The following is a 19,831-nucleotide window of genomic DNA, read 5'->3' as shown; positions in this document are numbered from 1 at the left end:
TCATGTGTCGGCCCAAAGGCGCAGCAGGTTGTGATAGCTGCCGGCGAGCGCCGTGGTCTCGGCGCTCTCGCCGTGCCGGGTGCGCAAGGCGGTGAGGGCCATGTCCATTTCAAAGAGCAAGCGCCGGTGATCGTCGCGACGCACCATGCTTTCGACCCAGAAGAAAACGGCCATGCGCTCGCCGCGCGTGACCGGCCGCACCTCATGCACGCTCGAACCCGGATAGAGCACAGCGTGCCCGGCCGGGAGCTTGATGGCGTGCGTGCCAAAGGTGTCCGCGATGCAGAGTTCGCCTCCGTCGTAGTCCGCGGGATCGGAGAGGAAGACGGTGCATGAGAGATCGGTGCGCACCCGCTGGCCGTCGGGCAGCATACGGATGGCACCATCGACATGCGCTCCGTAGGCATTGTGCGCGCCGCTATAGCGGTTCACCCGAGGCGTAAAGATGCGCTTGGGCAAGGCCGCAGAGAAGAACAGCGCTTGCTGTTGCAGTCGTTCGAGCACCAGCGTGCGGATGTGCTCGGCGGCTGCGCAATCATGGGGCAACTGCTGGTTGTTCTTCACCCTGCGAGCCTGAGCACCCGCGCTTTCGCGTCCATCCTGCCAAGGGGCGTTGTGCAGCAGCGCCCGGACCGTGCGCAGGTTGGCGGCGTCGATGAGGTCGGGCAGGGTCAGGATCATGGTCGGTGACGTCGATGAACGCGATCAGAACTTCAGGCTGGCCGTGAGCTGCAGCATGCGAGCGGCGCCCGGCACGTAGTGGCCGCTGTAGAGCTGGTCGGCATACAGCCGGTTGCTGAGGTTGTTCAGGTTGGCCTTGAAGCTCAGCCGCGCATCGTGGACGTACTCGGCCATTGCATCGAGCGTCGCGTAGCCCGGCACTTCCCAGCCCGGGTTGCGGTTGGGCGTCTGCGCACTGCGCAGGTTGAGACTTGCGCCCAGTCGCCACTGCGCTTGGGCGCGGTAGGTGGCCCAGATCGTGCCGGTGTGCTTGGGCGTGAGCGAAGGCCGCCCAGTCTCTCCGCCGGTGACGGGCGTATCGATCTTGGCGACCGGTAGCCACATGTACGAGCCAAAGACCTCCCAGGCCGAGCCGATGCGTCCGGCCACATCCATTTCAAAACCCGCGACATGTCGGCGGCCGGAGAGCGTCGTGAGGTTCACCAGGGGGTCGGTGTTGCGTTCATGCAGTTTGACCGTCTTGAACAGCGCCAGTCGCGTGCTCAAGCGCTTGTCTTCCGACTCGATTCGTGCGCCCACTTCCAGGTTCACCGCCTGCTCGGGCGGGGTGTTCACGTTGGCCGCGCTGAGGGAATAGGCGTCGCCCGAGGTGTTGAAGGAATTGGCCACAGACGCATGGAACGACTGCCGATCACTCGGCTGCCACAGCAAGCCCAGGCGCTTGCTCCAGGCGCCCACCTTCATCCGGTAGGCGGCGGTGGTCGCGCCGCTCACGATGTTGAGGGTGGCGTAATCGCCCTCCAGATGGTCGTAACGCAGGCCGGCGAGCAGTTTCCACTCCGGGTTCAGGCTCACCAGGTCCTGAGCGTAGAGACCCCAGCCGGTCGAGGTGTAGCGGCTCGTCGGGCTCAGCACCCGGGCGGCTTCTTCGATCCAGGCGCCGTCGTTCGGCGCACCCACGGTCGTCACGGGCTTGGTGGGTACGAAGCCACCTTGGGCGGCGTTGCGAGCACCGTAAACCACCTTCTGCTCGCGGGCCAGCTCGATGCCAGCGAGCACTTCATGCTTGAGGCCCAGGACTTGGACCGTTTGGTTGTAGTCACTCTGGAGGTACGTGGTGTCGAGGTCCTGAACCTTGAGCTGGGTCCCGCGGGTCAGTACCGTGTTCGGGCCGAAGCGGTCGAGTGCGACGTTGTGCTGGTCGGGGCACAGAGGGTTTGGCGTGTAGACCTGCGTGCTGGTGTTGGTGCTGCCTCGGCAGAAGCGGATGGTGCTGGCACGTTGGTCGCGGGCATAAGCGCCGCGGCGCAGCTTGGTGTGGAGTTCTGCGCCGTTGTCAAACCAATGCCGTTGATCCAGCGTGAGCTGGGTCGCGTGCCCGTGGTTGCGGTCGCTGGCCATGCCGTAATAAGTGCTCGGATCGAGCGGCATCACGGTCGTGCTGCTTGTCGGGGCGCCGCTGTAGCTGCGGATCCACGGCAGGCCGTAGTTGATCCCGTTTCGGTTGTCCAAGTGGTAGAGACTGGCCGTGAACTCGTCGGCGGTCCCGATGCCCCAGCGATAGCTGACGTGGGCGCCGTTCTTGTCGAGCGAACTTCCCGCGCCGTTGTTGTCCGCCTTGGTGTTCATGAGCTGCAGGCGCAGTGCGGCGCGCTCGTCGGTCTTGAGATTGAAGTCTGCGACCATGCGTCGGTAGCGATAGCTGCCCAGGGTCAGGTCCACTTGGTGCTCGTTCAACAGCCGCGGCTGCTTGGTCACCATGTTGACGGCGCCGCCGGTGGAGCCGCGCCCAAACAGCATCGAGGCGGATCCGCGCAGCAGTTCGACGCGGTCGAAGGCAAAGGTGTCTCGGTCGTAAAAAGCAGGGTCGCGCATCCCATCGACGAACACGTCGCCCGTGCCTTGGAGCGGGAAGCCGCGCAGGCGGATGTCTTCCTCGCCCCCTTCGGCGGCAAGAAAGGTAATTCCGGAGGTGTTCTTCAAGACCTCTTTGAGGGTGGTGAGTTGGCGCTCATCCATGAGCTGCTCCGTGACCACCGTGACTGACTGGGGCAGGTCCCGCAGCGCTTGATCCCCCTTGCCGATACCCGTGCGGGTGGCGCGCAGCCCTTCATCGCGTGCTCCGGTGACGGTAACCGGTGTCAGCGTGGCCTGCACGGGCGCCACGGTTTCGGCAGTGGCGGCCAGGGAGCCGGCAAGCAGCATCGCACCGAGCGGTAGGGCGGCTGAAGATGCTCCTGAAAAGAGAGCAACATCCAGCCGTTTCATGCCGGGATCATGGGAAAAATCGTTCAAACATTCGGGTTTGGACATGGCAGCAGCCTCGGGAGTGGGAGCGGGAGGGGCGGCTGGCTGCATCCGCGGCAGGCTGCGCGCGGGATGTCTGGCTGGCGGAACGGCCGAAGTATAGCGCATCAAATGCGAACGATTCGCATTTGATGGCGTTGAAGCGGCGCTGAGGCTGGGCGAGCCGCGGCGGTCAGCCGACGGCTTCGTTGAGCTTGAGCTCTTGCAAGATGGTGGTCGCGATCTCTTCGATCGATTTGTGCGTCGTCGACAGCCACTTGATACCGGCGCGACGCATCATTGCTTCGGCGGCAGCGACCTCGCGGCGGCAGTTTTCGAGGCTGGCGTACTTGGACCCCGGTCGGCGCTCCTGCCGGATTTCAGCCAGGCGCTCGGGTTGGATGCTCAGTCCGAACAGTTTCTTCTTGTACGCCAGCAGCGCCGGGGGCAGTTGCTGGCGCTCGAAATCCTCGGGTATGAGCGGGTAGTTGGCCGCTTTGATGCCGTATTGCATGGCCAGATACAGGCTGGTTGGGGTTTTGCCGCTGCGGCTCACGCCGACGAGGATCACGTCGGCGGCTGCCAGGTCCTGGTCGGACTGGCCGTCGTCATGCGCCAGGGCGAAGTTGATCGCATCGATGCGACGTTGATAGTCGGCACTCTTGCTCGCGTCGCTGAACCGGCCCACGCGGTGGTGCGACTTCACGCCGAGTTCTTCTTCCAGCGGGTGCACGAAGGTGCCGAACATGTCGAGCAACATGCCTTTGCAGTGCTGCTGAATGACGTGCAGCACGTCCATATTGACCAGCGTCGTGAAGACGATCGGCCGGCGTCCCTCATGCTCGGCGGTGTGGTTGATTTGCCGCACCGCCTGATGGGCCTTGTCCACCGTGTCGACGAAGGGGAGACGAACCGCGCGGAACTGGACGTCGAACTGCGCGAGGATGGCTTTTCCAAAGGTCTCGGCGGTGATGCCGGTTCCGTCGGAAACATAAAAAACGGTGCGTTCAGGCATTTTGGAAGCGTCAAAGTGGATGTCAGCGTCAACTGTAGCGAAGATGCTGGTCCAGCCAGCGCCTAAAATGGCGCATCGGTTTGCCGCTCGCTGCGGCCTTCCCTCAAGAATTCATGCGCTGCTCGGACCCATACGAAGAACTCCAACGTCCGCAGGCCGTCGCCACGGTCAGCGGCAGCGCGGCTCGGTTTTTTTACTTCTGGAGTCTCCCATGTCTGCACTGTTCGAGCCGACCGCCCTGGTCGTACCGTTTGAGAAACTGAGAATGACCGATGTCGAGGCGGTTGGCGGTAAAAACGCCAGCCTCGGCGAGATGATTTCGCAATTGCCTTCGGGCGTGCGTGTTCCCACCGGCTTCGCGACGACTGCCTACGCCTTCCGGCAGTTTCTGGCGCACGGCGGATTGGCTGAGCGCATCAATGCCCGGCTCGCGGCCCTCGATACCGAGGACGTCCGCGCCCTCGCGTCCGCCGGAGCGGAAATCCGGGCTATGGTCGAGGCGCAACCCTTCCCGCCCGAACTCGAGGCGGCCATCCGTGAGGCGTTTGCGCGACTCGAGGCCGACAACCCCGGCGGTTCGTACGCCGTGCGATCTTCCGCAACCGCAGAGGACCTGCCTGATGCCTCGTTCGCAGGTCAGCAAGAAACCTTCCTCAACGTCGAGGGCATCGAGGAGGTCTTGCACAAGACCAAGGAGGTCTTTGCCAGCCTCTACAACGACCGCGCCATCAGCTACCGCGTGCACAAAGGCTTTTCGCATGAGCATGTCGCGCTCTCGGCCGGCGTGCAGCGCATGGTTCGTTCCGACATCGGCGCCTCGGGCGTGATGTTCACCATCGACACCGAGTCGGGTTTCGACGACGTGGTTTTCATCACCGCCAGCTACGGTCTGGGCGAGACGGTCGTGCAAGGCGCCGTCAACCCCGACGAGTTCTATGTGCACAAGCCCATGCTGCGTGCGGGCAAGCGCGCCGTGATCCGGCGGAACCTCGGCAGCAAGCTGATCCAGATGGTGTTCACCACCCCGCAGGAAAAGGCCGAGACGGGCAAACTCGTCAAAACGGTCGACGTGCCCACGGAACTGCGCAACCGCTACTGCCTCAGCGATGCGGAGGTCGAGCAACTCGCGCGTTACGCGCTCGTCATCGAGCAGCACTATGGCCGGCCGATGGACATCGAATGGGGCAAAGACGGCAAGGACGGACAGCTCTACATCCTGCAAGCGCGGCCCGAGACGGTCAAGAGCCAGGCTCAGGGCAAGACCGAGCTGCGCTACAAGCTGAAGAACCGCGGGACCATCCTCGCCGAAGGGCGTGCGATTGGCCAAAAAATCGGCACAGGTCCGGTGCGGGTGGTGCACAACATTTCGGAGATGGACAAGGTCCAGCCCGGCGACGTGCTGGTCACCGACATGACCGATCCGAACTGGGAGCCGGTCATGAAACGGGCTGCCGCCATCGTGACCAACCGGGGCGGGCGCACCTGCCATGCAGCCATCATCGCCCGGGAACTGGGCATTCCTGCCGTCGTCGGCTGCGGTGACGCGACCGAACGGCTCAAGGACGGCATGCTCGTGACGGTGAGCTGCGCCGAGGGCGATACCGGCTACATCTACGACGGCTTGCTCGAGGCCGAAGTGACCGAGGTCAGCCGCGGCGCCATGCCGGAGATCTCCACCAAGATCATGATGAACGTCGGCAACCCCCAGCTGGCCTTCGACTTTGCGCAACTGCCCAACAGCGGCGTGGGCCTCGCGCGCCTCGAGTTCATCATCAACAACAACATCGGCGTGCATCCCAAGGCCATCCTCGACTACCCGCAGGTCGATCCGGACCTCAAAAAGGCGGTCGAGTCGGCGGCCCGCGGCCACGCCAGCCCCCGCGCTTTTTATGTCGACAAGGTGGCCGAGGGGGTTGCGACCATCGCCGCAGCGTTCTGGCCCAAGCCGGTCATCGTGCGGTTGTCGGACTTCAAGAGCAACGAGTACCGCAAGCTCATGGGCGGCAGCCGCTACGAGCCCGAAGAGGAAAACCCGATGCTCGGTTTCCGCGGCGCGGCGCGCTATCTCAGCGCCGACTTTCGCGAGGCGTTTGCGATGGAGTGCGAAGCCCTGCTGCGGGTGCGCAATGACATGGGCCTGACCAACGTGCAGGTCATGGTGCCCTTCGTGCGCACGATCGGGCAGGCAGAGCGTGTCACGGCGCTGCTGGCCGAGTATGGCCTGCGCCGTGGCGAGAACGATCTCAAGCTCATCATGATGTGCGAGGTTCCAAGCAACGCCGTTCTGGCCGAACGCTTCCTCGAGCATTTCGATGGCTTCTCGATCGGCTCGAACGACCTGACCCAACTCACCTTGGGCCTCGACCGGGACTCGGGTCTCGAGCTGCTGGCAGCCGATTTCGACGAGCGCGACCCGGCCGTCATGGCGCTGATCGCGCAGGCGATTCGTGCCTGTCGCGCGGCCGGCAAATACATCGGCATCTGCGGCCAAGGCCCCAGCGACCACCCGGATTTCGCGCTGTGGCTGCGAGATCAGGGAATCAGCTCGATTTCGCTCAACCCGGACTCGGTGATCGACACCTGGAACCAACTGGCGAAATAAGGCAACGCTGAATAAGTTTCCGTGATGGCGCGCGCCCGGCGACCCAGCCGGGCGCTTGGACGCGGTTCCAGTGCTTGGTGAAAACGCGGGTCGACTGCGTCGGAGCAGCGTGCTAGAAACGCCTCATGACGCAGCCGAACCCGCTTCCCTCTGCCTCGGAACAGAGTGCCTGGTCGCAGACGCGGCGCCTGACCTTCATCCTGCTTCTCGTCTGGTGGCTGGCGACCATCGCTTTGGTCTGGGGCGCCCCCGGGCTGCAATTTCGCTTCTTCGGTTGGCCCTTTGGTTTTTGGGCGGCTGCGCAGGGCCTGCCCCTGCTGTATCTGTTCATCGTCGTGATCTATGCCCGGCGCGTGCGTCGGATCGAGCGCGATGCGGTGCACCAAGCTTAGGCCGCTTAGGCCGCTGAGGACCGAGACGGCCAGCGCGCGAAGCGTTCGGTCGCAGCGCCTGCGCTGAGCGTAGCCCCCGCTGCTTGCACGACGACCCGCGATGCCGCTGCGTACTCCGTCTGCCTTCCGGCGCAATCTGCACCGTGTCTATGGCGTGTTCACGCTCGCCTTCCTGGCGTTTGCGGCCGTGCTCGCCTGGTTGGAATATCTGGGCTTTCCGCGGCAACTCATCGGCCTGATTTTTCTGCTGGCCACGCTGCTGGCCTACGCGGGCTTTGGCTTACTCAGCCGGACCACCGACCCGGACCAGTATTACGTGGCGGGCCGGCAGGTGCCCGCGCTGTACAACGGCGCTGCGACGGCGGCCGATTGGATGTCCGCGGCGTCTTTCATGAGTTTGGCCGGAACCTTGTACGCGACCGGCTACGCCGGGCTGGCTTTCGTTCTGGGTTGGAGCGGGGGCTTCGTGCTGGTGGGCTTGCTGCTGGCGCCGTATCTGCGGCGTCTTGGTCAATACACCATCGCCGACTTCCTGGCGGCGCGCTATGGCGGCAATGGCATACGCGTCGTCGCGGTGCTGTCGACCTTGCTCTGTTCGTTCACCTATGTCGTCGCGCAGATCTATGGCGTCGGACTCATCACGGCGCGCCTGACTGGGCTCGCGTTCGAGATCGGCATCTTCCTCGGGCTCGGAGGGATCTTGGTCTGCTCATTTCTGGGCGGCATGCGCGCCGTGACCTGGACGCAGGTGGGGCAGTTCATCGTGTTGATGCTGGCCTATTTGATTCCCGTAGTCTGGCTGTCGGTCCAGCAGACGGGCGTTCCGGTGCCGCAGCTCGTTTATGGCTACCAGCTCGAGCAAGTCAGCCAGCGCGAACGGGCATTGATCGCGGATCCGGCGGAAATCGAAGTTCGGCAGCGCTATGAGGCGCGGGCGGCAGAGCTCGCGGAAAAGCTCCAGCATCCGAGTGAGTCGCTGGCGGCCGAGCGGGTCGCCGCGACGCTGCGCTCGGCCCAGTTGCGCGCCGCGCACGCTTCGGCCGAGGAAATCGTCGCCGCCGATCGGGCTTTGTTCGGCTTGCCCAAGGATACGACGAGCGCGATTCGCATGTGGGAAGCCGAGCGCGCGCTCGCCGAGTCTCGTGCCAAGCCGCTCAACGGCATGCCGCCCCACGCCGATGCCTTCCCGGCGCCGCCGCAGGCGGGAGCCGAAGTTGCCGATACTGCCCGGCGCAATTTCCTGGCGCTGGCGTTCTGTCTGATGGTCGGAACGGCGGGACTGCCGCATTTGCTGATGCGGTTCAACACGACGCCCACGGTGCACGAGGCCCGGCTTTCCGTCGCTTGGGCGTTGCTGTTCATCGTCATTCTTTACATCAGCGCACCGGCACTGGCCGTGCTCGTGAAATTCGAGATCTTCCACCACGTCATTGGGTCCACGTTTGAGCATCTGCCTGCTTGGATCAAGGCCTGGGGTCAGGTGGATCCGCCCTTGGTCACGGTACGCGACATCAACCGGGATGGCGTCTTGCAGTTGGGCGAGCTGTGGATCGACCCCGACATCATCGTGCTGCTGGCACCGGAAATCGGCGGGCTGCCCTACATCGTGTCCGCGCTCGTTGCAGTCGGCGGCCTGGCTGCGGCGCTTTCGACGGCCGATGGCCTGCTGCTCAGCATTGCCAGCGCATTGAGCCACGATGCCTATTTCCGCCTGCTCGACCCGCAGGCTTCGAATGCCCGGCGGGTGACGATCTCCAAAGTCTTGCTGCTCGTTGTCGCTTTGTGTGCGGCCTATTTGGCGGCGCAGAGGCCGGCAGACATCCTGTTCCTGGTCGCTGCGGCGTTTTCATTTGCGGGTGCGGCCTTCTTTCCGGCGCTCGTGCTGGGCGTGTTCTGGAAGCGTGCCACGGCGCAGGCGGCATGGGCGGGCATGATCGTTGGACTTGGGGTGACGATCTTTTACATCGGCTGGACGCACCCCGGCGCACGGGCGCTCTTGGGGCTGAGCGGCACGCCCACGCTCTGGTGGGAGATCGCTCCGAGTGCCGCAGGGATCTTCGGCGTTTTGGCCGGTTTTGCCACCATCGTGGTCTGGAGCCTGCTGACGCCGCCCCCGACGCCCGCGCAGCTCGCGATGGTGGATCGGGTTCGCTCGCCCGATGGCGGGGCGGATTCAACGGCGCCCTAGAATCGAAGCCTCATTTCGCACCGCCGCAACAGCATGACGATCAAAAGTGACCGATGGATCCGGCAGATGGCCGAGACGTACGGAATGATCGAGCCCTTCGAGCCCGGCCAGGTCCGCCAGGCGCCCGATGGGCATCGCATCGTGAGCTACGGCACCAGCAGTTACGGATACGACATCCGCTGTGCCCGCGAATTCAAAGTATTCACCAACATCCACAGCACCGTGGTGGACCCGAAGAACTTCGACGAGAAAAGCTTCGTCGACATCGAGGGCGATGTTTGCATCATTCCACCCAACAGCTTTGCGCTGGCGCGTACGGTCGAATACTTTCGCATCCCGCGCAACGTGTTGACGATCTGCCTGGGCAAGAGCACCTATGCGCGATGCGGCATCATCGTCAACGTGACACCCTTCGAGCCCGAGTGGGAGGGCTATGTCACGCTCGAGTTTTCGAATACCACACCGCTGCCGGCAAAAATCTACGCCGGTGAGGGCTGCGCACAGGTGCTGTTCTTCGAGAGTGACGAGGTCTGCGAGACCAGCTACAAAGATCGAGGCGGCAAGTATCAAGGTCAGCACGGCGTGACCTTGCCCAAGACCTGAGGCAAGGCTGGGGCAGCGCTGAACCAGTCCCTCGCGTGTCGCGCTTCCCGGCTGCGGGGGGGGCGTCGGTGCGGTTTGGCGGATCAGGGATAATCCCGCAGTGCGCAAAACGTGGGCACGAGCCGCGGTCGGCAGGGCTGCGCACGCCCGGACGCCCGCGATCGCCCGAAAGACCTATGACCCAAACCGTCCCCGAACTTCCCCGTTATGCTGATCTGAATCTGGCCGAGCCGCTCAAGCGAGCGGTGGCTGAAATGGGCTATGAGACGCTCACGCCGATTCAAGCCCAAGCGATTCCGGTGGTCTTGGCCGGGCGGGACGTCATGGGTGCGGCGCAGACCGGCACCGGAAAGACGGCGGCCTTCTCGCTGCCCTTGTTGCAGCGCTTGCTCAAGCACGAGAACGCGTCGACTTCTCCTGCGCGCCATCCCGTCCGGGCGCTCGTCCTCTTGCCCACGCGCGAACTGGCCGACCAGGTGGCGCAGCAGATCAAGCAGTACGCCAAGTACACGCAGTTGCGCAGCGCCGTGGTCTTTGGCGGCATGGACATGAAGCCGCAAACGGCAGAGCTGAAAAAAGGCGTCGAAGTGCTCGTGGCAACGCCGGGGCGTTTGCTCGACCACATCGAGGCGAAGAATGTGGTGCTCAACCAAGTCGAGTATGTCGTTCTCGACGAGGCCGACCGCATGCTCGACATCGGCTTTTTGCCCGATTTGCAGCGTATTCTTTCTTATCTGCCCAAGCAGCGAACGACGCTGCTGTTTTCGGCCACCTTCTCCCCGGAGATCAAGCGCCTGGCCAACAGCTACCTGCAAGACCCAGTGTTGATCGAGGTCGCCCGGCCGAACGAGACCGCCTCGACCGTGGAGCAGCATTTTTATGCCGTCTCCGACGAGGACAAGCGCCGCGCGATTCATCAGGTGCTGCAGCAGCGGGGCCTGCGCCAGGCGTTCATCTTCGTCAACAGCAAGCTCGGCTGTGCCCGCCTAGCGCGCAGCCTCGAGCGTGAAGGTCTCAAGACCACGGCGCTGCACGGGGACAAAAGCCAGGACGAGCGCCTCAAGGCGCTCAACGCGTTCAAGGCCGGCGAGGTCGATTTGCTCGTTGCGACCGACGTCGCCGCGCGCGGCCTGGACATCAAGGATGTGCCGGCGGTGTTCAATTTCGATGTGCCGTTCAACGCCGAAGACTACGTGCACCGCATCGGGCGCACCGGCCGGGCCGGGGCCTCGGGCCTTGCCGTGACCTTGGTGTCACCTTCGGATGCGCGATTGATCGCGGACATCGAAAAACTGCTCAAACGCAAGATCGAACTGGAACGTCTCGACCTTGGAGGGGCCCCCGATCGCGAAGCGCGTCGCTCCAGCGCAGACGCGCCCGAGCGTTCCCTGCGCAGCGCGCGCGAGCCGCGGCAGGCAGAACGTTCGGAAGATGGAGGGTTCGAGCGCTCGAGCGCACGTCGTCGCCCCATTGCCCCGCGCGCTCCGGTCGACCCCTTCTTTTCGAAGCCCTACGAGCCGCCGGCGGCAGCGGCCGAGCCTGCTGCTTCTGCCGGGCCTTCGGCGCCCGCAGCAGCGGGGCCGAGTGCGCCCCAGCGGGCCCGCCGGAAGGTGGCGGCGTTGTTCAAGCCGGGCGGTTGAGCGGAGTACGGCCGGCCTCGTTGCCGCCCGGGTCTGCCCGCACGGCCCGAGGGTTCTGGGCTTGTGGGCACCGAACCGTGATCCGCTCGCGGTCCCGTGGGTCTTCGCTCAGCCGGACGGCCGTCAATTGACCCCCCCAGACGCAACCCGAGTCGAGAGCCAAAACGTCCCGCCGGTCGAGCCAGCCCAGCGTCGACCAGTGCCCAAAGGCCACGGTGACGTCGCGCGTGCGCCGCTCGGGGATATCGAACCAGGGCAGGTAGCCGGGTGGGGCGGCGTCCGCCCCCTCTTTGGTCTCGAATTCCATCGTGCCGTCGCGGCTGCAAAAGCGCAGGCGGGTCAAGGCATTGACGACGACGCGCAGGCGCTCAATACCCTGGAGCTCGGGGGACCAGCGACGAGGATCGTTGCCGTACATGTCCCGCAAGAATTCTGGCCGCGCCGGGCTGCGCAAGACCGACTCGATCTCGGCTGCGCAAGCGAGGGTGTCGGTGACGGTCCATTGGGGCAGGACGCCTGCGTGCACCATCAACGTTTCGCGCTCGAAGTGCGCCAGGGACTGCCGCGCGAGCCACTCGATCAACCGGCTCCGGTCGGCCGCTTCGAGGATGTCGCCGATGGTGTCGCCGCGCCGCACGGGCTGCACGCCCGCGGCCACGGCCAGCAGGTGAAGGTCATGATTGCCCAGCAGGCAGGTCGCTGCGCCTTCGAGCCGTTGTAATCGACGCAGCACGCCGAGCGAGTCGGGACCCCGGTTGACCAGGTCGCCGAGTAAAACGATGCGGTCGCGGCTCGGTGAGTAGCCGATTTCGTCGAGCAGTTGGCCCAGCGCGGCGTTGCAGCCCTGAACGTCCCCGATACAGTAGAGTGCCATGGCCTCGATTTTCGCCTGCCTTCGATGAATCTCATCCTGATCGTCTTTTTGATCGTGCTCAACGCGCTGTTCGCCATGTCGGAAATGGCTCTGGCAGCGAGTCGTCGTACCCGATTGGTGGCTTTGGCCGAGACGGGAAACCCCGGGGCTAAGGCTGCATTGGCGTTGCTCGATGAGCCCACTCAGTTCCTCTCGAGCGTTCAGGTCGGCATCACCTCGATTGGGGTTTTGAACGGCATCGTGGGTGAGGCGGCTTTCAGCGCGGAACTGGCGGCGATGCTCGAGGGTTGGGGTTGGGGCGAGCGCGCGGCAGCGCTCACTGCCACGGCAATCGTGGTGACGGGAATTACGTTTGCAACCATCATCTTCGGAGAATTGGTTCCCAAACGCATCGGCCAGCTGTATCCGGAAACCGTGGCCTGCTGGGTGGCCCGACCCATGCGGGGCTTGGCGCGCCTGGGGCGTCCGTTCGTCTGGTTGCTTTCCACGTGCACCCAGGCGGTTTTACGCTTGCTTCGGGTCGATACGGGGCGCATTCAGCGTGTGACGGAGGAGGAGATTGCTGCGAGTCTGGAAGAGGGGGTCGATGCGGGATTGATCGAAGCGCACGAGCACCAAATGGTGCAAAACGTTTTCCATCTCGACGATCGCCCTTTGACCTCGTTGATGGTGCCGCGCGCGGAAATCGACTGGCTCGAGGCCGATGCCTCGGTTCAAGACTGTCTCGAAAAAATCGCGGCGGCGGGCGAAGATGGCGCGCACTCGTGGTACCCGGTTTGTCGGGGCAGTCTCGATGATGTGATCGGCCTGATGAGTGTGGCGCGTTTGTTGCAATTGAAGAAATCCGGTGTCAACGACCCCATCGGTTCCCATGTGCAGCCGGTGACCTTCGTTCCGGAGACCTTGTCCGCGATGGAACTCCTCGAGCAGCTGCGGCAACGCAGTGGTCGCATGGTGCTCGTGGTCGATGAATATGGCGTGGTGCAGGGGTTGCTCACACCGCACGACCTGCTCGAGGCGATTACCGGCGAGCTTCGTCCCTTGGTTCCGGGAGAGGCATGGGCCACGCGGCGCGAGGATGGAAGCTGGCTGCTCGACGGCCTCATTCCCCTGCAAGAGCTGAAGGCGCGGCTCGAGATCGATGAGGAATTCCCCGACGAAGACAAAGGCCGCTACACCACGCTTGCGGGACTCTTGTTGACGCTGGCCGGGCGTTTACCCCGAATGGGGGAGCATTTCGCCTTTGGCGACTGGGACTTTGAAATTGTTGACCTCGACGGCCGACGTATCGATCGGGTATTGGCGCGGCCACGCGCATAGAAACCAGATTCGCTCTTCGAATCGGGTGGTCTTTGCGTACAATTGGGCATCCATTCGGTCCAAAACGTGATTTCGACCGGATGGAGTCATTGATATCGATCCCCCAACTTTGAAAGCGCTCTATGAATGACGTTGATCTGAAACAATTGCTGCAGGCACGCGAAGAGTTGGACCGAAAGATTGCGGAGGCGCGTAAACAGGCCAAGGCCGACGCCATCGCGCGCGTGCGGGCCATCGTGGCGGAATTTGACCTCACGGCCCGGGACGTTTTCCCCGCCGCGACGCGCACGCGCAAAGGCGCGGCCAATCCAGGCGAGCCGAAATATCGTGATCCCGTCAGCGGGAAGGTTTGGACCGGCCGGGGCAAGCCACCCAACTGGATCCAGGGCAAGGACCGCAGCCAATTCCTGATTCGCTGATCCGCAGACCCCCAGTTCGGGGGTCACTCGAGCCTTTGCAGTAGACCGGTGGAGAGCGCGGTGCCCAGCAGCACAACGGCGCCGCAAGCCAGCATCCACGGCGTGATTTGCTCGCCTAGGAACAGATTCCCATAGAGCAGGGCGAACAGGGGGACGATAAAGGTCACTGCGAGGGCACGGGTGGGACCGGCGTGTTGAATCAGTCGAAAGAACAGCACGTAGGCTAGGCCGCTGCAAAGAATGCCCACGGTGACAGCGGCCAGCCAGGGCAGCGGCCCCGGTGTCTGGGCCGGCCAGCTGAGCGCGGCCGGCAGGGCGAGCGCGAGCGCGGCGCCAATCTGGCTGCCCGCAGCCGTCGCCAGCGGCGGGACGCGGGCCAGGTGGCGGCGGGTGTAGCTCGCTGAAATCCCATAGCACAGCGTGGCGCCCAGGCAGGCGGCAATCGCCAGCTGGTTTTTTGTCTCCGACAAATCTCCGTGCCGCATGCCGGCTTTGTCGGCGGCGAGCAGAACGACCCCGGCGAAGCCCAGTGCCAGGCCCAGCACGCGACTCGCCGTCAGCCGGTCCCCGAGCCAAATCCAGGCGATGAGTGCTCCAAACAGCGGCACCGTGGCGTTCAGAATGGCCGACAGTCCGGTCGTGATGAATTGGAGTGCCCAGGCATAGAGCACGAAGGGCAACCCCGAGTTGAGCAGGCCCACGAGGAAGATGGGCCGCCATGCCTGTCTCAAGGCGGCGGCTTGGCCGGGGCGCAGCAGAAACGGGGCAAGGACGGCGCCGGCGATCGTCACCCGTAAAGCCGCCGTGGGCAGCGGGCCAAAGGCCGCCGCTGCGGTTTGCATGAACAGAAACGACGAACCCCAGATGGCGGCGAGCAGCACCAGTTCAGGGACCCATGGGGTCGCGGTCGACTCGGCCGCGTTCACCGGATGCCCTCGAGTGTCAGGAGGGCGCGTTTGCGGTCGAGCCCGCCGGCGTAGCCGGTCAGGGAGCCGTCGCTGCCGAGCACGCGGTGGCACGGAATGACGATGCTCAAGGGGTTTTGTCCAATCGCACGGCCCACAGCCCGCACCGCCTGCGCTCGGCCGATGGCGGTGGCGATTTCGCGGTAGGTTCGTGTGGCGCCGTAGGGAATGCGCCGCAGCACCTCCCAGACCGCCTGCTGGAACGGCGTGCCGCAGCTGAGATCCAGCGCCAGGTCGAATGGCTCGGCCTGCCCCGCAAAGTAAGCGGTCAAAGCCGCTCGGGCCTGGGTCAAAGTAGGGTGCTCGGGGCTCGGGGGGCGGCCGTCGTCGGGCGGTGCGTCGACCTGAGCGGTGGTGAACCAGGCGCCCGCCAGTCCGCGGGGCGAGGCGGCCAAACGCAGCTCACCCAAGGGCGTGTCTATCGTGCAGGTGGCCCAGTCGTGGGGCAGGCGGGTGATCATGCTTGGAACTTTCTGGGAATGCATCGAGGGGCGCAAGGGGCGCCGTGGGCAAACCTACAATCGGCCCAGCCTTTGTCGGGCCGGCCTTCTTGCCGTCGAGGTCGGCTGAACTTACCTCAAGCGAAAGTATTGCCCATGTCGCATCCGCATCTCGATCCTTCGATTTTCAAGGCTTATGACATTCGCGGAATTGTACCGACGACGCTTAACGCGGCCGTGGCGGAATCGATCGGGCGGGCCTTCGGCGAAGCCGCGCAGGCGGCGGGCGAGCGTACGGTGGCGCTGGGGCGCGACGGGCGGCTTTCGGGGCCGATGCTGGCCGAAGCACTGACCCGCGGTCTCATCGCTGCGGGCATCGAGGTGATCGACATCGGCCGCGTGACCACACCGATGCTGTATTTCGCGGCCAGCACGCTGTGCAACAGCGGCATTCAGATCACCGGCAGTCACAACCCCAAGGACTACAACGGCTTCAAGATGGTGCTGGCCGGGCGGGCCATTTATGGCGAGGAGATCCAAGCCCTGCGGCGAGCGATCGAGGCCGGATTTGGAGCGCCGCGTGCCGGTGGCTGCGTGCGTGCGGTCGACATCTTGGATGCCTACCGCGACCGCATCGCCTCCGACATCCATCTCGCGCGGTCGATGAAGGTCGTGGTCGACTGCGGCAACGGCATTGCCGGGGCCTCTGCGCCGGGAATCTTGCGCGCGATCGGCTGCGAGGTGGTCGAGCTCTACACCGAGGTGGACGGCGACTTCCCCAATCATCATCCCGACCCGAGCAAGCCGGAGAATCTGCGCGATCTGATGGCCGCGCTGGCTGCGGGTGATGCGGAGCTGGGCCTGGCTTTCGACGGTGACGGCGACCGGCTCGGCGTGGTCACCCGCACGGGTCACAACATCTATCCGGATCGGCAACTCATGCTGTTTGCGCGCGACGTGCTCTCGCGGGTGCCGGGGGGCACGATTGTTTACGACGTGAAATGCACGCAGAAGCTCGCCCCCGTCATCGAGGCGGCTGGCGGCGTGCCGCTCATGTATCGCACGGGGCACTCGCTCATCAAGGCCAAAATGCGCGAGGTCAACGCCCCGCTGGGTGGCGAAATGAGTGGCCACATCTTCTTCAAGGAGCGTTGGTACGGTTTTGACGACGGCACCTATGCAGCGGCGCGTTTGCTCGAAATTCTGAGCCGCAGCCCCGATGCCAGTGCGGTTCTCGACGCGCTGCCGACGAGCTACTCCACCCCCGAACTCAACGTCCCCTGTGTCGAGGGCGAGCCGCAAGGTTTGACCGCAGCGCTTCAAGCGCGGGCGCTGCAGCGCTTCGCCGGCCAAGCGCGTGTCAACACCATCGACGGCGTTCGGGTCGATTGGAACGATGGCTTCGGGCTGATTCGTGCGTCGAACACCACGCCGGTCTTGGTGCTGCGCTTTGAAGGCGACACGCCAGAAGCGCTCGCCCGCATTCAGGCGGAAATGTTGGACCTGTTGCGCCAGGTCAAGCCGGACGCCCAGATCGGCGCCGCGGCGCATTGACGGTCCATTCGGCAACGGGCGCGACCCCGGCGCTGTGCCACGCGACTCGACGGTTTTGGCCTTGCAACGCGCGTTTTATTCGACCGCCCTCTGGCTCGCGCAGCCCTTGCTGCGCCTGAGACTTGCGCGGCGCGCACGGCTCGAGCCCGGTTATGCCGAGGCGGTGGAGGAGCGCTTCGGCGACTACGGGGCACGCCCGGCGCGGGTGGCTGGGCCGGGCGAGTTGTTGTGGGTCCATGCAGTTTCGCTGGGTGAGACGAGGGCTGCCGGTGTGCTGCTCGAGGCGGTGCGCCGCACATTGCCCGGCGTGCGCATCCTGCTCACGCACGGTACTGCAACGGGGCGCGCGCAAGGGCGCTCGCTCTTGCAGCCAGGCGACCAGCAGGCTTGGCTGCCTTGGGACACGCCGGCAGCGGTGCGCCGCTTCTTCGATCACTTTCAGCCGCGCATGGGCATCCTGATGGAGACCGAAGTCTGGCCGAACCTCGTCCACGAGGCGGCAGCGCGCGGGATTCCGCTGGCGCTGGCGAACGCACGGCTCAATGCGCGCTCGTACGCGCGGGCGCAGGCGCTGGGGCGGTTGGCGCGCGCGGCCTACGGCGGCTTGCGCGCCGTCTGGGCGCAGACTGAGGCGGATGCCGAGCGGCTGCGGCGGCTCGGTGCGCCGGTCGAGGGCGTGTTCGGGAACCTCAAATTCGACGCGGCTCCGGACCCGGGTTTGTTGCAGCGAGGCGCGCTCTGGCGTGCGCGCTGGGGCCGCCCGGTGGTGATGCTCGCGAGCAGCCGCGAGGGTGAGGAAGCAGCGTTTTTAAAGCATTTTCGGCGCCTTGCCGGCGAAAAATGGTCTTCGGATGCTCCTGAAAATGAAGTGACGCCACTGCTCGTGCCGCGCCATCCGCAGCGCTTTGACGCAGTCGAGGCCCTGGCCGAGGGCCTGGGCCTCAAGGTGCAGCGCCGCAGTCACTGGGGCGAAGCCGGTCCGCCGCGTGCCAGCGACCACGCCGGCATCGTTTGTGTGGGCGACAGCCTGGGCGAAATGCCGCTTTACTACGCTTGGGCGGATGTGGCCTTGCTCGGTGGGAGTTTCGAGCCTTTGGGTGGGCAAAACCTGATCGAAGCGGCCGCCAGCGGCTGCCCGCTCATCCTGGGGCCGCACACCTTCAATTTCGCCGAGGCTGCCGAGGAAGCCATAGCCGCCGGAGCGGCGCTGCGCGTGGCCGACATGGCCGAGGGTGTGGCGGCAGGCTTGAGCTTGTTGCAGCAAGCCGACCGGCGTGCGGCGATGAGCGAGCGGGCGCGAGCCTTCGCGCAGCAGCACCGCGGTGCCGCCGAGCGCACCGCCGAGGCCGTGGGTCGGCTGTGGGAAACGGCAGTAGCCCGTGCGCCGCGTCGGGGCGATCGCTGACCCCGGCGCGGTGGATGCACCGCGCGCGGTGTGTGTCCAGCCTTAAGGTGCCAGCAGCGCGTTGACCGGCTGAAGATCCTCGGCCTTGAGCACGCCGCTGGCTTGGCGCAGCTTGAGGTTGCCGACGAGCACGCTGTACCGGGCCTGGGCCAGATCGCGCTGGGTCTGATAGAGCTGGCTCTGCGCGTTGAGCACGTCGATGTTGATGCGCACACCCACCTGATACCCGAGCTGGTTCGCTTCGAGGGCAGTCTTGCTCGACTGTTCGGCCGCCTCGAGCGCGCGCACCTGGGCCATGCCCGACTGCACGCCGAGGAACGCCGCGCGGGTGGCTTGGGCGATGGTGCGCTGCGCCGCTTCGAGGTCGCTTTGCGCCTTGGTCTCGAGGGCAAGCGCTTCTTTGACGCGGTTTTGAATCGCGTAGCCCGCGAACACCGGCACGGCGAAATTGACGCCGATGCTGCCGGCCGTCACGCGGGAGCTGCCCATCGACATCGACGAACCGTTGATGTTGCGCGTGACGCCATAGCTGGCGGTGAGGTCGACCGTGGGCAGGTGGCCGGCTTCGGCTTTCTTGAGTTCGAGGCGGGCCACGTCGAGGCCGATTCGCGCCTGACGCAAGGCCGGGTGGGCATCGAGGGCCTGTTGGACCCAGGCGTCGATGTTCGCCGGCGTGAGGGCGGGCAGGCTCACCGGCTGCCGCAGAGGCTTGGGGTCGATGTTCGGTTTGCCCACGAGCTGATCGAGGGCGAGCTGCTTGACGCGCAGATCGTTCTCGCTGGCGAGCTCCTGGGCGAGCACGAGGTCGTAGCGGGCTTGCGCCTCGCGCGTGTCGGTGATCGTCGCCGTGCCGACCTCGAAGTTGCGTTTGGCGGCGGCGAGCTGCTCGGACACGGCGGCCTTTTGGGCCCGAACCACGTTGAGCGCCTCACGCGCGGAGAGCACATCGAAATAGGCCTGGCTGACTCGGACGATCAGGTCCTGTTCGGCCCGCAGCAACTGCGCTTCGGCCAGCTCGGCCTGTTTCTTGCCCTGCTCGGCGGTGGCCAGGTTGGCGGGGCGGTAGATCGGCTGGCTGGCATTGATGCCCAGCGTCTGCGTGCCATAAGCCCGGTCGGTCGGGACCGGCACGTTCACCTCCATGGCCGTACGCGAGGCGCTGGCGCCCACGCCGACCGTGGGCAGAATCGCCGCACGCGCCTGCTCGGCCCGCGCGAGCGTGGCGTCGCGCTGCGCCAGCGCGGCCTGGTAGCTCGCGTCATAGCCGCGGGCAGCTTCATACACGTCGAGCAGGCTTTGCGCGCGCAGGGGTGCCGCGGCCATGAGGGCGCAGACCGCGACAGCGGCCAGACGAATCGGTGCCGAGGGGAGAGGGAACGAGGTCATGGCGGTCAGTCTTGGTGGTGCAAGTCGGGTTGGGAACGGAGTCGACGGTCCGCGCCGGTCG

Annotated in this window: 16 protein-coding genes; 9 read left to right on the top strand and 7 right to left on the bottom strand. The window is 65.1% G+C overall.

From position 1 onward, the window contains the following. The 3 genes from EDC62_RS02280 to ppsR form a co-directional block, all read right to left on the bottom strand. Window positions 1-681 carry a Fe2+-dependent dioxygenase gene (locus EDC62_RS02280; RefSeq protein ID WP_124220020.1) on the bottom strand — a complete coding sequence of 227 codons (681 nt, stop codon included), beginning with the start codon at window positions 679-681 and terminating at the stop codon, window positions 1-3. 24 nt (window positions 682-705) lie between these two features. Beyond that, window positions 706-2,886, bottom strand: coding sequence for a TonB-dependent receptor (locus tag EDC62_RS02275; protein WP_245968712.1), 2,181 nt, complete (start codon window positions 2,884-2,886; stop codon window positions 706-708). 274 nt (window positions 2,887-3,160) lie between these two features. Further along, entirely contained in the window at window positions 3,161-3,982 is an 822-nt protein-coding gene (gene ppsR / locus EDC62_RS02270) for a posphoenolpyruvate synthetase regulatory kinase/phosphorylase PpsR (protein ID WP_124220015.1), read from the bottom strand. A 211-nt stretch (window positions 3,983-4,193) separates the two neighbouring features. Here ppsR and ppsA point away from each other — a divergent pair, with 211 nt between their 5' ends. The 5 genes from ppsA to EDC62_RS02245 all read left to right on the top strand — a co-directional run bounded on the left by ppsA (window position 4,194) and on the right by EDC62_RS02245 (window position 11,407). Next, a complete protein-coding gene (gene ppsA / locus EDC62_RS02265) occupies window positions 4,194-6,584 on the top strand; it encodes a phosphoenolpyruvate synthase (RefSeq protein ID WP_124220012.1) in 2,391 nt (796 codons plus the stop codon). A 125-nt stretch (window positions 6,585-6,709) separates the two neighbouring features. After that, a complete protein-coding gene (locus EDC62_RS02260; protein WP_124220010.1) occupies window positions 6,710-6,976 on the top strand; it encodes a DUF4212 domain-containing protein in 267 nt (88 codons plus the stop codon). 100 nt (window positions 6,977-7,076) lie between these two features. After that, window positions 7,077-9,164 carry a sodium:solute symporter family protein gene (locus EDC62_RS02255; RefSeq protein WP_124220007.1) on the top strand — a complete coding sequence of 696 codons (2,088 nt, stop codon included), beginning with the start codon at window positions 7,077-7,079 and terminating at the stop codon, window positions 9,162-9,164. Between the two features lie 33 nt (window positions 9,165-9,197). After that, window positions 9,198-9,767, top strand: coding sequence for a dCTP deaminase (gene dcd, locus EDC62_RS02250; RefSeq protein WP_124220005.1), 570 nt, complete (start codon window positions 9,198-9,200; stop codon window positions 9,765-9,767). 176 nt (window positions 9,768-9,943) lie between these two features. Next, window positions 9,944-11,407 (top strand): DEAD/DEAH box helicase, encoded by a 1,464-nt coding sequence (locus EDC62_RS02245; RefSeq protein ID WP_124220003.1) that lies wholly within the window; start codon window positions 9,944-9,946, stop codon window positions 11,405-11,407. Here the strand turns inward: EDC62_RS02245 and EDC62_RS02240 are convergent. After that, window positions 11,391-12,281 carry a symmetrical bis(5'-nucleosyl)-tetraphosphatase gene (locus tag EDC62_RS02240; RefSeq protein ID WP_124220000.1) on the bottom strand — a complete coding sequence of 297 codons (891 nt, stop codon included), beginning with the start codon at window positions 12,279-12,281 and terminating at the stop codon, window positions 11,391-11,393. The genes EDC62_RS02245 and EDC62_RS02240 overlap by 17 nt on opposite strands. Window positions 12,282-12,305: 24 nt before the next feature. Here EDC62_RS02240 and EDC62_RS02235 point away from each other — a divergent pair, with 24 nt between their 5' ends. Both EDC62_RS02235 and EDC62_RS02230 read left to right on the top strand, forming a co-directional pair. Continuing rightward, window positions 12,306-13,601, top strand: coding sequence for a hemolysin family protein (locus EDC62_RS02235; RefSeq protein ID WP_124219998.1), 1,296 nt, complete (start codon window positions 12,306-12,308; stop codon window positions 13,599-13,601). Between the two features lie 122 nt (window positions 13,602-13,723). Continuing rightward, on the top strand, window positions 13,724-14,020 hold the full coding sequence (locus tag EDC62_RS02230) for an H-NS histone family protein (protein WP_124219995.1): 297 nt from the start codon (window positions 13,724-13,726) through the stop codon (window positions 14,018-14,020). Between the two features lie 23 nt (window positions 14,021-14,043). Here the strand turns inward: EDC62_RS02230 and EDC62_RS02225 are convergent, their stop codons facing one another. Continuing rightward, the gene (locus tag EDC62_RS02225; RefSeq protein WP_245968711.1) at window positions 14,044-14,946 is read right to left on the bottom strand and encodes a DMT family transporter; all 903 of its coding nucleotides are present in this window, start codon (window positions 14,944-14,946) and stop codon (window positions 14,044-14,046) included. After that, the gene (locus tag EDC62_RS02220) at window positions 14,943-15,446 is read right to left on the bottom strand and encodes a methylated-DNA--[protein]-cysteine S-methyltransferase (protein ID WP_124219993.1); all 504 of its coding nucleotides are present in this window, start codon (window positions 15,444-15,446) and stop codon (window positions 14,943-14,945) included. The genes EDC62_RS02225 and EDC62_RS02220 overlap by 4 nt, the downstream gene beginning before the upstream one ends. A 135-nt stretch (window positions 15,447-15,581) precedes the next feature. Here EDC62_RS02220 and EDC62_RS02215 point away from each other — a divergent pair, with 135 nt between their 5' ends. Both EDC62_RS02215 and EDC62_RS02210 read left to right on the top strand, forming a co-directional pair. Then, a complete protein-coding gene (locus tag EDC62_RS02215) occupies window positions 15,582-16,979 on the top strand; it encodes a phosphomannomutase/phosphoglucomutase (RefSeq protein ID WP_124219991.1) in 1,398 nt (465 codons plus the stop codon). A 55-nt stretch (window positions 16,980-17,034) separates the two neighbouring features. Beyond that, the gene (locus EDC62_RS02210) at window positions 17,035-18,384 is read left to right on the top strand and encodes a 3-deoxy-D-manno-octulosonic acid transferase (protein WP_124219989.1); all 1,350 of its coding nucleotides are present in this window, start codon (window positions 17,035-17,037) and stop codon (window positions 18,382-18,384) included. Window positions 18,385-18,426: 42 nt separating this feature from the next. Here the strand turns inward: EDC62_RS02210 and EDC62_RS02205 are convergent, their stop codons facing one another. Then, on the bottom strand, window positions 18,427-19,770 hold the full coding sequence (locus tag EDC62_RS02205; protein ID WP_124219987.1) for a TolC family outer membrane protein: 1,344 nt from the start codon (window positions 19,768-19,770) through the stop codon (window positions 18,427-18,429). Between the last annotated feature and the right edge of the window lie 61 nt (window positions 19,771-19,831).

The organism is Tibeticola sediminis, from assembly GCF_003843835.1.
Lineage (GTDB): Bacteria > Pseudomonadota > Gammaproteobacteria > Burkholderiales > Burkholderiaceae_C > Tibeticola > Tibeticola sediminis.
The sequence above is the reverse complement of the archived record's forward strand: the minus strand, read 5'-3'. Positions and strand labels throughout refer to the sequence as shown.